Raw genomic sequence first — 15,552 nt, forward strand, 5'->3', positions numbered from 1 at the left:
CGATGAAAACGAAGGCCCTGCGTGTGCTGGTGGTCGAGGACAACCCCGCGCTGTGCGGGAACCTCGAGCACCTGTTTGTCCGCGCAGGCTTCGATGCCAGCTTCGCGGGAGACGGCCTGTGCGGCCTGGCGATGGCCCTGGCCGAACCCTTCGACGTGGTGGTGCTGGATGTCGGCCTGCCGGGCCTCGACGGGCTGCAGGTGTGCGGGCAATTGCGCGCCCGCGCCGACCGGCACGTGCCGATCCTGCTGCTGACCGCGCGCGATGCGCTGGAGGACAAACTGCACGGGTTCCAGTCGGGCGCGGACGACTACCTGGTCAAGCCGTTCGCAGGCGACGAACTGGTCGCCCGTTGCTTGGCGCTGTCGCATCGCCATCTGGCAGGGCGCTCGCACCTGGTCCGCATCGGCACCCTGCAGATCGATCGCCAGTCCGGCGAAGTCCAGCGCGCGGGACAGCGCATCGAACTGCACAGGACCAGCCAGCGCATCCTGCTGGCGCTGGCTGACGCCTGGCCACGGACGTTGACGCGCAGCGAGCTGACCCAGCGGGTGTGGGGCGACGACCCCCCCGACTCCGATCCGCTGCGCTCGCACCTCTACCTGCTGCGCCAGGCCCTGGACAAGCCCTTTGCCACGCCGATGCTCAGGACGGTGCACGGCGTCGGCTTCCGGCTGGAGGCCGATGCATGAGGGGCGCGGCGGCGTCGCCTCGGCATCGCCTGCGCAACCGGCTGATGCTCGCGTTCGCGGGATTCACCCTGGTGGTGACGGCGCTGTTCGGCCTGTATGCGGTGGTGTTCGCCTACACGGTCGAGGACATGTTCTTCAGCGGCATGCTGCAGCGCGAGGCCAGCGAGCAGTTGCAGCACCATGCCGGCGCGGGCCGCTGGGCCACGCCGCGCGAATCGTGGATGCGGGTGATCGAGGATGCCGATCGATTGCCGGCCGGAATCGGGGACATCCTGCAGGCCGAGCCCGGTCGCACCGAGTTCGCTGGCCCCGACGGCGCCCACTACCACCTGCGCGAGCTGGATGCGCCGGGCGCGCGGGCATGGCTGGTCGCCGAAGTCAGCGGGCTGCTGGTGGTGCGGCCGCAGCGCGCGGCATTGCTGCAGGTGCTGGCCTGGTCGGCGATTGCAATGGCGACACTGGCGCTGCTGCTGGGTTGGTGGCTGGCGCAGCGGACGACGGCACCGCTGTCGCGGCTGGCCCTGCTCATGGCAGGTACCGCGCCCGATCGTTTGCCCACCGCGTTCGCCTGCGGCTTCCGCGACGACGAGGTGGGACTGCTGGCGCGGCGGCTGGAAGAGCTGGTCGCGCGCATCGGCGCCTTCGTTGCGCGCGAGCGCGAGTTCACCCGCGACGCCAGCCATGAACTGCGCACGCCGCTGGCCGTGATCCGCAGCGCGACCGAACGCCTGGCGGCCGACCCGACGCTGTCATCCGAGGCGCGCGACAGCCTGGCCCATATCCGCCACTCCGCCTCCTGGCTGGAGCAGACCGTCAGCGCCCTGCTTTCGCTGGCGCGGGAAGAAGCGCCGCCGACAGGCGACGTGTCGACGCCCGTGCTGCCGCTGCTTGAACGGGTCGTCGTCGACCAGTCGCCGCTGCTGGGAGACAAGGACATCGTGGTCGATATCGACGTGCCGGCCGGGGCAAGCGCGGCGCTTCCGGCGCCGGCGCTGAACATCCTGCTGTCCAACCTCGTCGGCAACGCCTTCGCGCATACCCACGCGGGACGCATCCTGATCCGTGCCGACGCGGGACGCCTGCGCATCTGCAATCCCGGCGCGCGCATCCGCGACGCCGACCTGCTTCCCTTCATCAAGGCCGAGGCAAGTACCGGTTCCGGGCTGGGCCTGTCGATCGCCATGCGCCTGTGCGACCGCTACGGCATCGATCTGGCGATCGAGGAGGTCGAGCCGGGCCGCGTGGCGGTAAGTCTTCCGCTGCGTGCGGCCTGACTACATCGCGTCGCGGAACAGCCACAGCATCGCGCGACGGTAGGCTTCGCCGATGCTCGCGGCATGGGTGCCCTCGGGCAGCACGATCAGTTCAACGTCCCACGGTGCGTCGCTGCGCTCCCCCCATGTCGCGGCCCACTCCGCCGCGCCGCGCACCCGCGCCTCGGTATCGCGCGCGCCGCTGACGACCACCACGGCCAGGTCATCGCGCCGGTGCGCCGCGGGTGCCGCGAACAGCTGCTCGCGCGCCGGGGCGAACGCGGGGTTGCTGGCGATCCTGGCCTGGAACAGGTCCGGATCCTGCAGCGCCGACCACAGCACGAAGTAGCCGCCGCGCGACTGGCCCACCAGCACGCGACGCGTGGGGTCGGCGCGATAGCGGGTCTCCACTGCGGGCAGCAGCTGTTCGCGCAGGAAATCGTGGAACTGCCGGGCCCCGCCCTGGTCGGGCGCGGTGTCGGCGCCGGCGGCGGTGAAGTCGATGTGGCGCTTGTTGATGGACGGGTCGAAGCCGCCGTAGGCGATGCCGACGACGATCGCCTCGGGCAGGCCCTCGTCGTAGCCCAGGAACAGGTGCGTGGCGGCAAGCAGCGGGAACAGGCTGTCGCCGTCGAGCAGGTACACCACCGGCCAGCTGCGGGCCGTATCCGCCTCGTAGCCCTCCGGCAGGCGCACGTAGACGTGGTGGGTGCGGCCGGTCGCCTCGGCGACCAGCGGGAAGTAGCCGCCCCTGAGCGCGGGCAGGTGGTCGAGCGGGACGACGGTGGCTGCAGGCTGGTCCGCACCTGACCCGGCCTGCGTGTCCTGCGCGTGCGCGCACGACAGCCATGCCGCAAGCAGCAGGATCATCACGGCGGGCAAGAACTGGTTTCGGGTCATGCGCCGGAGTCTACCGCCGCTGCATGGGTCCGGCGGGCGTGTGCGCCGCGGGCTGAACATGCTTCCCGGGGGGCATGAGGCCCTGCGGCGAAGTCCTCTCACAGGCCGTTTAGCTGCTGACTGGTATACTGCCCCCCACTATATCGGCTGCCCCGCCCGTGCCGCACTCTCCCGAAGAAAAAAAGAAGGTCCTCGCCCGCGTGCGCCGCATCCGCGGCCAGTGCGATGCGCTCGATCGCGCGCTGGAAGCCGGGGCCGACTGCGCCCCGTTGCTGCAGCAGATCGCGGCGATCCGCGGCGCGGTCAACGGGCTGATGAGCGAGGTGCTGGAGTCGCACCTGCGCGAGCAGTTCGGGCAGGCGGCGCACGACGACGGGGAGCGTGCCGCGCGCGTCGCCGAGATGACGGGGCTGATCCGCTCGTACCTGAAGTGACCCAACCCACATTGGCCGCGGCCGCGCCGCGACCGTTCAACACAACACCGCATTGCAGGAGCAGACCATGAAAACCCGTGCCGCCGTCGCCTTCGAAGCCGGAAAGCCGCTGCAGATCGTCGAACTCGACCTCGAAGGCCCGAAGCAGGGCGAGGTGCTGGTGAAGATCACCCACACCGCGCTGTGCCATACCGATGCCTTCACCCTGTCGGGCGAAGATCCCGAAGGCGTGTTCCCGGCGGTGCTCGGCCATGAAGGCGCGGGTATCGTGGTGGAGGTGGGCGAGGGCGTCACCAGCGTCAAGCCCGGCGACCACGTGATCCCGCTGTACACCGCCGAATGCGGCGAGTGCCTGTTCTGCAAGAGCGGCAAGACCAACCTGTGCGTCGCGGTGCGCGCAACCCAGGGCAAGGGCGTGATGCCCGATGGCACCACGCGTTTTTCCTACAACGGCGAGCCGGTCTACCACTACATGGGCTGCTCGACCTTCAGCGAGTACACCGTGGTCGCCGAGGTGTCGCTGGCGAAGGTGCACCCGGACGCGAATCCCGAGCACGTCTGCCTGCTCGGCTGCGGCGTGACCACGGGCATCGGCGCGGTGCACAACACGGCGAAGGTGGCCGAGGGCGATACGGTCGCGGTGTTCGGCCTGGGTGCGATCGGTCTTGCGGTGATCCAGGGCGCGAAACAGGCGAAGGCCGGGCGGATCATCGCCATCGACACCAACCCGGACAAGTTCAAGCTCGCGACCGAAATGGGCGCCACCGACTGCGTGAACCCCCGGGACCATGAGCGCCCGATCCAGCAGGTGATCGTCGAGATGACCACCTGGGGCGTGGACCATTCGTTCGAGTGCATCGGCAACGTCCACGTGATGCGCGCCGCGCTCGAGTCCGCCCACCGCGGCTGGGGGCAGAGCGTGATCATCGGCGTGGCCGGCGCGGGGCAGGAGATCAGCACGCGTCCGTTCCAGCTGGTCACCGGACGCAAGTGGCTGGGCACCGCGTTCGGTGGGGTGAAGGGCCGCAGCCAGCTGCCGGGCATGGTCGAGGATGCGATGCGCGGCGACATCCAGCTCGCGCCATTTGTGACCCATACGCTGCCGCTGGAGCGCATCAACGAGGCCTTCGACCTGATGCACGAGGGCAAGTCGATCCGCACCGTCATCCATTACTGACGTGCCGGCCATGCGCACCGGCGAGGACATTGGCCAGGCCGCGGACGGACGCATCGCGCTCGTGGCCGGGGCGAGCGGACTGGTGGGGCGCGCGCTGGTGGCGCGCCTGTGCGCCGACCCCGGCGTGGCGCAGGTGCACGCACTGGTGCGCCGGCCGCTGGCGATGGACGCGCCGAAGCTGCAGGTGCATGTGGTCGCATTCGACCAGCTGCCCGTGCTGCCGCGCATGGACGAGGCCTACCTGGCGCTTGGCACCACGATCGCGGTGGCGGGTAGCCGCGAGGCGTTCCGCGCGGTCGACTTCGAGGCCAATCTCGCCGTTGCCCGCGCGGCGCTCGCCGCGGGGGCGCGGCGGATCGGTGTCGTCAGCGCGATGGGCGCGGATGCGGCCTCGCGCGTGTTCTACAACCGGGTCAAGGGCGAACTCGAGGACGCACTGTCGGCGCTGCCGCTCGACGCGCTGGTGATCGCGCGGCCGTCGCTGCTGCTTGGCGACCGCGACCGCCTCGGCCAGCCGCGGCGTCGCGGCGAGCACCTGGCCGCGAACCTCGACCGCTGGCTGCGGCCGCTGATTCCCGCGCGCCTGCGCGGCATCGCCGCGGACGACGTGGCGGCGGCATTGGCTGCCGCACTCACGCAGGCAAGTGGACGCGTGGTCCTCGACTCCGCCCGCATGCAGGGCGCCGCGCACGACTGAGTCGCCGCGCCGCCATCCCCTACACGAATCCATCTGGAGAAACGCCATGGAACGCATCGAACACCGCGCCTGTTTTGGAGGCTGGCAGGACGTCTACCGCCACCGCTCGCAAGTCCTGGGCTGCGACATGACCGTCGGCGTGTACCTCCCGCCGCAGGCTGAGCAGGGCCCCTGCCCGGTGCTGTACTGGCTCTCGGGCCTGACCTGCAATGAGCAGAACTTCATCACCAAGGCGGGCGCGCAGCGCTACGCCGCCGAGCACGGGATCATCCTGGTCGCGCCCGACACCAGCCCGCGCGGCGACGATGTCGCCGACGCCGATGGCTACGACCTGGGCAAGGGCGCCGGCTTCTACCTCAACGCCACCCGCGAGCCGTGGTCGAAGCACTACCGCATGTACGACTACATCGTGGACGAGCTGCCGGCCTGGGTGGAATCCGACCCGTCCGCCAGCGACGTGCGCGCGATCAGCGGCCATTCGATGGGCGGCCACGGTGCCCTCACCATCGCGCTGAAGAACCCCGGGCGCTACCGCAGCGTGTCGGCGTTCTCGCCAATCGTCGCGCCAAGCCAGGTGCCGTGGGGCGAAAAGGCCTTCGGCGCCTACCTCGGCGACGACCGCGAAGCCTGGAAGCAATACGACGCGGTGGAGCTGGTGAAGTCCGCCCCGGAGCGGCTGCCGCTGCTGGTCGACCAGGGCGGCGGCGACGAGTTCCTCGACGGCCAGCTGCGCCCGCAGCTGCTGCAGGCTGCCTGCGAAGCCGCCGGCCACCCGCTGAGCCTGCGCATCCGCCCCGGCTACGACCACAGCTACTACTTCATCGCCAGCTTCATCGGCGAGCACGTCGCGCATCACGCGAGGGCGCTGCAGGGCTGACCGGTCCAGTGCGATTCCTCCCCCGGGTGCCCTCAAGCGCGGCAGCAGCGGGCCGTTACCGAGCGTGCAACCTCGGGGAGGGAACATGCCCGCGTACGAAGACCCAAGTCTTGACTGCCTGCCGGCATTGCCCGACGCGCCGGTCGCCCTGATCCGGCTCGCGGGCGATGGTCGCGTGCAGGCGCTCAACCGCGCCGCCATCGACCTGCTCGACCTGGCCGGTGCCGACCCCGACGCGCTGTCGTGCAGCTGCATCTGGGGCCTGGCGAATGACGACCTCGCCGGCGACGAAGGCGTGTGGGTGGCGCCCGGCGCCGATCCCGCACGCCGGGTCTGCTACCAGCTCGATCGCGACAGCGGCGGCTGGCTGCTGTCCCTGCCCGATGCCGAAACCGCGGCGCTGTGGCGCGAACGCGCGGCGCCCGTGGTCGTCGCGGCCTCCAGCGACGGTGCCGACCGGGCCGCGCAGCTGCTGGCCCGGGTCGGTGACCGACTCGCCGCCTGCGAACTGGACCTGGCCCTGGACGCCGCGGACGCGCAACTGCCCGAAGCGCGCCGCCTGGCCGCAGGCTTCGGCAACCTCGCCGAGGCGATCCGCCAGGCCGTCGCGCTGTCGCTGCAGGTGGCGGCCGACGTGCCGCACGTGGTCGCCGAAAACGACGAGCTGGTGCGCCAGTCACAGGCCCAGGTCGACGCGCTGGACACCGTGGTGGCCTCGACCCGCGACCTGCTGGCCGGCCTCGACGGCCTCGGCGATGACCTGCGCACCGTCATCACGGTGGCGGCCAGCGCCGACGACAGCGCCCGCGAGGGCGCGGCCGCCGCACGCGCGCTGGCCGAGGCCATGGCGGCGGTGCAGAAGAGTTCGGCGCGCGCCAACGACGTCATCGAAGTCATCGACATGGTGGCGTTCCAGACCAACATCCTGTCGATCAACGCCAGCATCGAAGCCGCCCACGCCGGCCCCGCCGGGCGCGGTTTCGCGGTGGTCGCGACCGAGATCCGGCGGCTGGCCGAACGCGCCGCCGAAGCCGCGCGCGACGTGCGCCGAATCATCGGCGAGAACGGCGAGGCGCTGGGCGAAGGCGCCGCCTCCGCGCGCCGCACCGAGCAGGTGCTGGGCGGCATCGGCGGACTGCTGGCGCGCGCCAGTGCGGCCATCGACACCGTCGCCGGCGGCATCGCCCAGCAGGGCGAGGCGATCGCCGACATCGATCGCGCGGTCGGCAAGGTCGCCGAACTCGGCCGCAGCAACCTCGAGCACGCCGCCAAGGTCGCCGAGCGCAGCGAAGCGCTTGGCGCCGGCGCCGGCGCGCTGCACGACTGCGTCGGCCTGTTCCGGCTGCCGCCCGATCCGCTGCGCGAACCGCGTCATGCGCGCGTGCTGCAGCTGGCGCGCGAGACGTCCGAAGCCATCGGCGCGAGCTTCGAGGAGGCGCTCGCGCAGGCCTGGATCGAAGATGGAGAGCTGTTCTCGCGCGACTACACCGCGATCCCGGGCGTGGAGCCGGCCAAGTACGAAACCGCCTTCGATGCGCTCTGCGACGAACTGCTGCCGCCGCTGCAGGAGCCGGTGGCCAGCGCCCATCCGTGGATCGTGTTCGCGATCAGCGCCAACCCCGACGGCTACGTGCCCACCCACAACGACCGCTTCTGCCAGCCGCTGACCGGCGACCGCGCCCGCGACCTGGTCGGCAACCGCACCAAGCGCATTTTCTCCGACCGCGTGGGCAGCAGCGTCGGTGCGCATACCGATCCCTACCGGCTGCAGGTGTACCGCCGCGACACCGGCCAGATCGTGTTCGACATGTCGGTGCCGGTGTTCGTCAACGGCCGCCACTGGGGCGGGTTCCGCGTGGGTTACACCCTGGACTGACCACGGGATCCGTCCGCCGGGGGAGGTTGCCGGTCGCGCGCATGCCGCGTTCGACTACCTGCGCAGGCGCTGCGACGCGAGTGCGTCAACCGGGTTCTGAGCGGGCGGCAGTTGCGCCGGACAGCAGGAAATCGGTGACGGCGAAGCGCCCGTCGCGGAGCCAGGTCGCGCCGGGCGACAGCGCCAGCGGCGCGACGAACATGGGGCCGTCGTGGACGCAGGTGTGGAACTCGCCGTTCTCGCCGCAGGGGTCCACGCCGTCGGGCAGGGCGGCCAGCAGCGCGGCGTCGAACGGGCGCCCGGCAAAGCCGGCATCGAGCTGGTCCGTGTCCACGCAGCACAGCGACGCGCGCAGTCCGCCGCGCAGCATTTCGCGCGCCAGCGCTCCGGTCTCGCTGCCGAACAGCGGCGTCTCGATCCGCCAGCCGATCTGCGCCATCTGCGCTTCGCGCCAGGCGCGGATGTCGGCCAGCAGCAGGTCGCCGAAGGCGACGGTGTCCACGCCAGGCCAGCGCGCGGCCGCGCTCGCCAATGCCTGCGCCATCCGCGCCACGTACTCCGCGTTGCCGACCGGTTCGCGCAGGTCGACTTCGAACAGCGGCAACCCGGCCGCCAGCGCCTGCGCGCGCAACACCTCGCCGGCCACGCCCTGCATCGTGGCGCGGCCGTCTGCAGCCGACACCGTTGCCAGCAGGCCGACCACGTCCACGTCCGCGCGCTGGCGCAGGACGTGCAGCGTCCAGGCTGCGTCCTTGCCGCCGCTCCAGGCGAGAAGCATCTGTTGCCGCGACGCCATCAGCGGCCGCCGATCAGGCAGCGCCGCAGCGAAGCGCTGGCCGCGTTCAGGGCGTGCGCACGTCGCGCAGTTCCCAGGCGCTGCCGGCCAGCAGGCGCATGCGGTGCTTGAACACCGGGCCGGGGATCGCGGTGTCGGCGACCAGGTCGATATGCAGGTCGTGCGGCAGGCCTTGCACCACCGCCGACGCATCGGTGACGCCGAGTGCGGGGTCGATCGCATCGGGATCGTCCTGCGTGGCCCGCCAGCGCTGGAACAGCGCATCGCCGCGCAGGGCGTCCTGCAGCTCCTGCGCCATGCCTTCGGCGCCATGCGAGTGGAAAGCAAACTCCCCCGAGGCGCGCACGCGCTCGGGATCGGGCAGGCGGATCATGTAGCGGACGGACATGGGCGCTCCCGTGTGTAGGGGCAGGCCAGACTAGCAGCGTCGCGTCGAGGCTGCGTCGTGGTCAGGCGAACGCGTGCGGCTCGGCGGCAAGGCCGACGCAGACCGCGCCCTTGCCCACGTTGACCATGCCGGTCAGGCTCATCACGGCTTCGAACACCTCGATGCCGTGATCGGCGCAGGCGCTGCGCAGCGCCTCGTAGCCGGGCATCGCGCGCATCTCGTCGAGCTCGCCGCCGTAGCACAGGCACAGGGTGGGGGTGAGCAGGCCGGCCTCGACCCGGCGCGTGGCGAACTCGAACAGCGTGCGCACGGCCGGATCGAAGCCCTTGATCTTGGCCACCGGGCCGGTGTCGCCGCGCCAGCCGCGCAGCACCGGCTTGATGTCGAGCGCGGTGCCCAGCGCGGCGCTCAGCAGCCCGACGCTGCGGTCGCCCTTGTGCCGGGCGCGGTTGCGGATGTAGTACAGGTCGCGCGGCACCAGGTAGCCATAGGTATGCAGGGCCAGGTGCTCCAGGCGCCCGCGGATCCGGCCCGGTCCTTCGCCGGCGGCGCGTAGTCGCACCGCTTCGACCGGCAGCACGCCCTGCGCCGAAAACAGGTTCTGCGTGTCGATCACGCGCAGCGCGAACGGGGTTGCGTGCCCGGCCGCGGCGCGCACCGGCCTGTATTCGTTGAGGATCGCGTAGCTGGCCTGGCGCGCGTTCTCGAAGATCGGGCTGCGCGTGCTGGTGACGGTGATGCAGAACACGTGGTCGTAGTCGACCACCAGCCGCTGCAGGAACAGGTCGCGGATTTGCTCGACGCTGAAGGGGATGGTCTCGGCGCTCGCGCCGCGCTCGGCGATGTGCGCGTGCAGGAAGGCCAGGGTGTCGGCCTCGTCGCGGTAGTCGACCTGCAGGTCGTCACCGATGCGGACCGAGATCGGCAGGATCTCGACCTCGTGGGCCTTGAGGAAATCGACCGGCAGGTCGCAGGCCGAGTCGACGACGATTCCGATGCGCATGAAGCCTCCCGGGGGCCGTGCCCCGTCAGCGGTCGCACCGCATTGTGGCGCTTGCGGCGGCCTGAAGAGTGAAACAAGCGTCGCATCCAGCCCGCGGTCGTCGCCGGCGGGCTGTGCGGTGCCAGGACCCGCGCCGGATGCCCGGCGCAGACTCGGCTTGGCTCAGTCGATCCTGGCCGGATAGGCGCGCGGCAGGGCGCCGGACTCCGCATCAGGTTCGGCGCGCAGGTAGCGGTCGCGCAGTTCTGTCTGGCGCGAGCGCATCGGGATCGACCGTCCGCCCAGCCACACCTGCCGTGCGGTATGCGCCACGTCGAGCGGGTCGCCGGTCCACAGCACCAGGTCGGCGGTCTGCCCGACCGCGATCGTGCCCAACCGGTCGCCCGCGCCGAAGGCCTGCGCCGGCACTCGCGTCAGTCCGGCCAGGGCCGCGTCCCAGGGCAGACCGTTGGCCACCGCGTTGCCGGCCAGCTGGCGCACCTTGCGCGCGTTGTGCGAGGCATCGCCGGACTGGCTGAAGCCCACCCGCACGCCGGCTGCGTGCAGCCGCGCAGCGTTCTCCAGGGTCGCACCGAGGCGGTCGAAGTTGCCCGGCAGGTTGGCCAGGGTGTCCACGAACACCGGCACGTCGGCGGCGGCCAGCTGCGGACCCAGCTTCCAGGCCTCGGCCCCGCCGGAAATCGCGATGCGGACCCGGTGCTCCTGCGACCAGCGCAGCAGCTGGCGGATGTCGGCGGCGCGGTCGATCTCGACCACCACGCGCCCGCCGTTGCCCAGGTAGCGGCCAAGCGTGGCGCGGCCGGCCGGGGTGAGCAGGGCGAAGTTCGAATCAGCCGGAATGCGGCCGCGGGCTTCTTCGACCAGTTGGTCGAGCAGCATCCACTGCCCGGCGCGCGATGCGCCGCTGAGCCTGGAGGCATTGGCCCCGAGCGACACGAACAGCACCTTCGGGCCCGCGGGATCGGGGCTGCCGTCCAGCCGCACCAGTGCGCCCTGGCCGCCGATGATCGACCCGCCCGGCGTGGTGCCGGCGCTGAGCAGGGTGAAGCCGATGCCCTCCACGCGCGCAACCGGCAGCAGGATCGACTCGGGGTTGTAGGCCAGGGTGACGTCGAACTCGGGGCGAACGCGCATGTCCTTCGCGTTCTCGCCCAGCGCCAGCGAGGCGTCGCGGGTCGAAGCCTCGCCCGAGACCTCCTCGATGCCGATGCCGGTGATGCCGCCGAAGAACGCTGGCGTCAGCGGCTGGCCCTGTGCATCGACCACCTGCGCCGAACCGGCCGCCAGGCCGGTGCCGACCGCAGCGATGCGCCCGTTCTGCACCAGCACGTCGGCGCCCTGCAGCGTGCCGCGCTCGGTGGCGGTGTGCACGGTGGCATTGCGGATCAGTAGGTCCTGCGCAGCGACCGGGCCGACGATAGCGACCGCGAGCAGGGACACGAGCCCCGCCTTGGCCGTCATCCCAGCAAACGCTGGGATCCACCTTGACTTCAATGTCGACATGGCAGGCATAGGGGCTGAAGAGCAAATGGATGACCAGCCTTTCAGGCTGTTGCAAAGCGTTTCCAGCGTGCGCTGGGATGACGAGCGCAAGCGACGCCCGCTCATCGCACACCTCCCTGCGCCGTCGGCTGCCCCAGCATGAAGTCCGTCACCGGCTGCAGCGATCGATCGTTGCGGTCGTAGACGCGCGCGCCGTCGATCCAGACCTGTTCGGCCTGCGCGTACACGCTGAAGGGATTGCCGTTCCACAGCACCACGTCGCCCATCTTGCCGGCCTCCAGCGTGCCGGTGACGCCCTGCACGCCGAGTGACTTCGCCGCGTTCTGCGTGAGCCAGCGGATCGCATGCTCGGGCGCGATCTCGAGCCCTGCGCGGCGCGCGTTCGCCATCACCTTGGCCGCCTCCTGGTTGAGCCGCTGGATGCCCTCGTCCGAATCCGAATGCACGATCGCGCAGCCGCCCGGCGCGCGGTCGACGATCGCGATGTTCTCCTGGATGCCATCGAAGGCCTCCATCTTGAAGCCCCACCAGTCGGCCCACAGCGCGCCGCACACGCCTTCGGCGCCGAGCCGGTCGGCCAGCTTGTAGGCCTCCACGCCGTGGTGGAACGCGGCGATCCTGAAGTCGAACTCCCTGGCCAGGTCCAGCATCTGCGCCATCTCGTCGGCGCGGTAGCAGTGGATGTGCACCAGGATCTCGCCCGACATCGCGCCGGCCAGCGTTTCGAGCTTGAGGTCGCGTTTGGTGGCGCCGTCCTTCTCGCGCTTGCGCGCGTAGTCCTGCGCGTCGATGAAGGCCGCACGGTAGCCGGCCACGTTGCCCATGCGCGTGGACGGGCCGCCCTTCTGGCCGTAGACGCGCTTGGGGTTCTCGCCGCAGGCCATCTTCAGCCCGTGCGGCGCGTCCGGGAACTTCATCCCCTGGGCGGTGGTGGCCGCCACGTTCTTGAGCGTCACCCCGCGGCCGCCGACCAGGTTGGCCGAACCGGGCAGGATCTGCAGTGAGGTCACGCCGCCGGCCAGCGCCGCGCCGAAACCCGGATCCTGCGGCCACACCGAATGCTCGGCCCAGACCTGTGCGGTGACGGGCGCAGTGGCCTCGTTGCCATCGCTGTGCGCGCTGGCGCCGGGGCTGGGATACACGCCCAGGTGCGAGTGCACGTCGATCAGGCCGGGCGTCACCCACTTGCCGCTGCCGTCGACGCGGATCGCGTCGGCACCCGCCGACAGGCCGCTGCCGACCTGCGCCACCTTGCCGTCCTGCAGCAGCACGTCGGCGTTGTCGAGGCGGCGGCCGTCACCGGTGAGCACGGTCGCGCCGCTGATCAGCACCGGCGCCGAAGCGATCGCGCGATAGGTGCTGGCGTAGGCGTCGCCGCCAGGCTGCGCGCCGCTGGACTGTGGCGGCGGATCGCTGGTGGCGGTGCTTGCGCAGCCGGCGAGCAGGGCTGCGCACAGCGCGGCGGTCAGGGGACGGGTCATGGCGGCCTTTCATCGGATGAACCGGCCGACGGTACCCGCTCGCCGGGGCCCCGCCAAGCGGCCGAAAGTCATGCTGCGTGACACAATCGGCGCGAAACCTGCGCGGCAACCGGAGGCCATGCATGAAGGAAAAGGTGGACATCGTCCAGAACTGGCTGCCGCGCTACACCGGCGTGCCGCTTGCCGAGTTCGGCCAGCACATCCTGCTGACCAATTTCGGCGGCTACCTCGGCCACTTCAGTCGCATGACCGGCGCGTCGGTGGTTGGCCTCGACCGGCCGATGCCCAGCGCCACCGCCGACGGCATCACCATGATCAACTTCGGCATGGGCAGCCCCAACGCGGCCACCATGATGGACCTGCTGTCCGCAATCGCGCCCAAGGCGGCGCTGTTCCTGGGCAAGTGCGGCGGCCTGAAGCGCAAAAACCAGCTCGGCGACCTGGTGCTGCCGATCGCGGCGATCCGCGGCGAAGGCACCTCCGACGACTACCTGCCGGCGGAAGTCCCGGCGTTGCCCGCGTTTGCGCTGCAGCGCGCTGTTTCCACCATGATCCGCGACCTCGGGCACGACTACTGGACCGGCACGGTGTACACCACCAATCGCCGCGTCTGGGAACACGACGACGCCTTCAAGGAGCGGCTGCGCGCAATGCGCTGCATGGCCATCGACATGGAGACCGCGACGATCTTCGCCGCCGGCTTTGCCAACCGCATCCCCTCCGGCGCGCTGCTGCTGGTGAGCGACCAGCCGATGATCCCGGAAGGGGTCAAGACCGAGGCCTCGGATGCGAAGGTCAGCGCGGAATATGTCGAGCGCCACATCCAGATCGGGATCGAGGCCTTGCGCCTGATCCGCCGCCACGGAAAGTCGGTGCGGCACCTGAGGTTTGACGAGTAGCCCGGGCGGCCGGAAAGCGAACCAGGCGCCGCGAGCGCTAAGATGGCGGCATGGACGAACAACCCGACATCCAGCAGGTCACCGGCTTCTGGCGAGAGGCCGGATACGCGAAGTGGTTCAACGGCGGCGCGGCGTTCGATGCGCAATGCCGCGAACGCTTCACCGATGCGCATTTCGCCGCCGCGCGGCGCGAGTGCGAGGCCTGGATGGACAGCGCTGACGGCGCGCTGGCGCTGCTGATCCTGCTCGACCAGATCCCGCGCAACATCTTCCGCGGCAGCGGGCATTCCTTCGCAACCGATCCGCTGGCCCTGCACTACGCCACGCGCGCCGTTGACGCCGGCTTCGACCAGGAAGTGGACGCCGGGGCGCGCGCTTTCATGTACATGCCCTTCGAGCATTCCGAAGCGATGGAAGACCAGCATCGCGCAGTCGCCCTGTTCACGGCGATGGGCGAGCCGGGTTACATCGGCTATGCGCAAAGGCACCTGGACGTGATCGAACGCTTCGGCCGCTTCCCGCACCGCAACCGCGCGCTGGGCCGGATCAGCACACCCGACGAGCAGGCCTGGCTCGACGCCGGCGGCGGGTTCTGAGGGGCCGGCAACGCGCCGGCAGGCTCAGTACTTCGGGATCGACGGGTCCACCGTATCCGACCAGGCGCCGATGCCACCCGCCACGTTGTGCACATTGCGGAAGCCCATCAGGCGGAATTCCTCGGCATCGCGGCCGCTGCGACCGCCGCCGTGGCACATGAACGCGATCGCCGCGTCCTTGGGCAGCGCCTCGACCTCGGCGCGCCCCGCGTCGAAGGTCATGAACGCCACCGGCACCGACGCGATCGCACGCTCTTCCGGCGGACGCACGTCGACCAGGGTCATCTCGCCTGCGCGCACCCGCGCTTCGACCTCGCCCGGGCTGGTCTGCGACACCGGTGGTGGTGCGTTCGGGTTCTCGATCACCAGGCCCTTGCCGCGCATGTCGTCGGCAAAGTCGATGGTCAGGCCTTCGGCGCGGCGCGCGCCGGCCAGGTCGAACTGCACGCGCACGCCTTCGACCTCGGATAACACGGCGTCGGCGTCCGCAGGACCCAGGTTCAGGCGGGTGCGGAAGTTGCGGTCCACGTCCACCTGCAGCACCACCTCGCCGCCGGCATCGTCGATCGCCTGGCGGATCATCTTCAGCGCGGTGGGCGTGATCGTGATCGACGGCGGCGTGCGGTCCGGCGCGGGCAGGCCCAGCGCGGTATGCAGCTCGCCGCTGTTGACCATCTGCGCGATGATGTCGCTGCCGCCGACCAGCTCGCCGTTCACGTACAGCTGCGGGATCGTCGGCCAGTCGCCATAGGCCTTGATGCCTTCGCGGATCTCGGCGTCGGCCAGCACGTTCACGTGCGCATAGTCGGCGCCCAGCGCGTCCAGCGCCGATATCGCCTTGGCCGAGAATCCGCACTGTGGCGCGGCCGGCACGCCCTTCATGAACAGCACGGCGCGGTTGGCCTGCAGCAGCGAGTCGATGCGGGTGCGCAGGGCGGGGTCAAGGGACATGGCGGCGATCCTTGGAGCGGGCCTGCCAT

General features: G+C 70.7%; 16 protein-coding genes. 9 read left to right on the plus strand and 7 right to left on the minus strand.

The features are described from left to right. The first annotated feature begins 2 nt into the window (after positions 1–2). Positions 3–692 carry a response regulator transcription factor gene (locus ACW5DW_RS00780; protein WP_457016657.1) on the plus strand — a complete coding sequence of 230 codons (690 nt, stop codon included), beginning with the start codon at positions 3–5 and terminating at the stop codon, positions 690–692. A 44-nt stretch (positions 693–736) separates the two neighbouring features. Further along, the gene (locus tag ACW5DW_RS00785; protein WP_457016658.1) at positions 737–1,966 is read left to right on the plus strand and encodes a sensor histidine kinase; all 1,230 of its coding nucleotides are present in this window, start codon (positions 737–739) and stop codon (positions 1,964–1,966) included. On the opposite strand, the gene ACW5DW_RS00790 is transcribed toward ACW5DW_RS00785, so the two are convergent. Further along, positions 1,967–2,845, minus strand: a complete 879-nt coding sequence (locus tag ACW5DW_RS00790; protein ID WP_457016660.1) for an alpha/beta hydrolase — start codon at positions 2,843–2,845, stop codon at positions 1,967–1,969. A gap of 158 nt (positions 2,846–3,003) precedes the next feature. Between ACW5DW_RS00790 and frmR the strand changes: the two genes are divergently transcribed. The 5 genes from frmR (at position 3,004) to ACW5DW_RS00815 (ending at position 7,906) form a co-directional block, all read left to right on the plus strand. Continuing rightward, positions 3,004–3,279, plus strand: a complete 276-nt coding sequence (gene frmR, locus ACW5DW_RS00795; protein WP_457016662.1) for a formaldehyde-responsive transcriptional repressor FrmR — start codon at positions 3,004–3,006, stop codon at positions 3,277–3,279. 67 nt (positions 3,280–3,346) lie between these two features. After that, the gene (locus tag ACW5DW_RS00800; protein WP_457016663.1) at positions 3,347–4,456 is read left to right on the plus strand and encodes an S-(hydroxymethyl)glutathione dehydrogenase/class III alcohol dehydrogenase; all 1,110 of its coding nucleotides are present in this window, start codon (positions 3,347–3,349) and stop codon (positions 4,454–4,456) included. Between the two features lie 10 nt (positions 4,457–4,466). Next, positions 4,467–5,153, plus strand: coding sequence for an NAD(P)H-binding protein (locus ACW5DW_RS00805; protein ID WP_457018367.1), 687 nt, complete (start codon positions 4,467–4,469; stop codon positions 5,151–5,153). Between the two features lie 46 nt (positions 5,154–5,199). Beyond that, entirely contained in the window at positions 5,200–6,030 is an 831-nt protein-coding gene (fghA, locus tag ACW5DW_RS00810) for an S-formylglutathione hydrolase (protein ID WP_457016665.1), read from the plus strand. Between the two features lie 85 nt (positions 6,031–6,115). Further along, positions 6,116–7,906 carry a methyl-accepting chemotaxis protein gene (locus tag ACW5DW_RS00815; protein ID WP_457016667.1) on the plus strand — a complete coding sequence of 597 codons (1,791 nt, stop codon included), beginning with the start codon at positions 6,116–6,118 and terminating at the stop codon, positions 7,904–7,906. 85 nt (positions 7,907–7,991) lie between these two features. Here the strand turns inward: ACW5DW_RS00815 and ACW5DW_RS00820 are convergent, their stop codons facing one another. The 5 genes from ACW5DW_RS00820 to ACW5DW_RS00840 all read right to left on the minus strand — a co-directional run bounded on the left by ACW5DW_RS00820 (position 7,992) and on the right by ACW5DW_RS00840 (position 13,077). Then, positions 7,992–8,702 (minus strand): Dph6-related ATP pyrophosphatase, encoded by a 711-nt coding sequence (locus ACW5DW_RS00820; protein ID WP_457016669.1) that lies wholly within the window; start codon positions 8,700–8,702, stop codon positions 7,992–7,994. Positions 8,703–8,748: 46 nt separating this feature from the next. Next, on the minus strand, positions 8,749–9,090 hold the full coding sequence (locus tag ACW5DW_RS00825) for a hypothetical protein (RefSeq protein WP_457016671.1): 342 nt from the start codon (positions 9,088–9,090) through the stop codon (positions 8,749–8,751). 61 nt (positions 9,091–9,151) lie between these two features. Then, a complete protein-coding gene (locus tag ACW5DW_RS00830; RefSeq protein ID WP_457016673.1) occupies positions 9,152–10,093 on the minus strand; it encodes a DegV family protein in 942 nt (313 codons plus the stop codon). A gap of 162 nt (positions 10,094–10,255) precedes the next feature. Continuing rightward, a complete protein-coding gene (locus tag ACW5DW_RS00835; protein WP_457016674.1) occupies positions 10,256–11,554 on the minus strand; it encodes an amidohydrolase family protein in 1,299 nt (432 codons plus the stop codon). A gap of 143 nt (positions 11,555–11,697) precedes the next feature. Beyond that, a complete protein-coding gene (locus ACW5DW_RS00840) occupies positions 11,698–13,077 on the minus strand; it encodes an amidohydrolase family protein (protein WP_457016676.1) in 1,380 nt (459 codons plus the stop codon). A gap of 122 nt (positions 13,078–13,199) precedes the next feature. On the opposite strand from ACW5DW_RS00840, the gene ACW5DW_RS00845 reads away from it, so the two are divergent. Both ACW5DW_RS00845 and ACW5DW_RS00850 read left to right on the plus strand, forming a co-directional pair. Continuing rightward, positions 13,200–13,976 carry an AMP nucleosidase gene (locus tag ACW5DW_RS00845; RefSeq protein WP_457016677.1) on the plus strand — a complete coding sequence of 259 codons (777 nt, stop codon included), beginning with the start codon at positions 13,200–13,202 and terminating at the stop codon, positions 13,974–13,976. A gap of 50 nt (positions 13,977–14,026) precedes the next feature. Continuing rightward, complete coding sequence (locus tag ACW5DW_RS00850) at positions 14,027–14,572, plus strand: DUF924 family protein (protein WP_457016679.1); 546 nt, start codon at positions 14,027–14,029, stop codon at positions 14,570–14,572. A 24-nt stretch (positions 14,573–14,596) separates the two neighbouring features. Here ACW5DW_RS00850 and grxD read toward each other — a convergent pair whose 3' ends face one another. Next, on the minus strand, positions 14,597–15,523 hold the full coding sequence (gene grxD, locus ACW5DW_RS00855; protein ID WP_457016680.1) for a Grx4 family monothiol glutaredoxin: 927 nt from the start codon (positions 15,521–15,523) through the stop codon (positions 14,597–14,599). Between the last annotated feature and the right edge of the window lie 29 nt (positions 15,524–15,552).

Source organism: Luteimonas sp. A482, assembly GCF_054072655.1.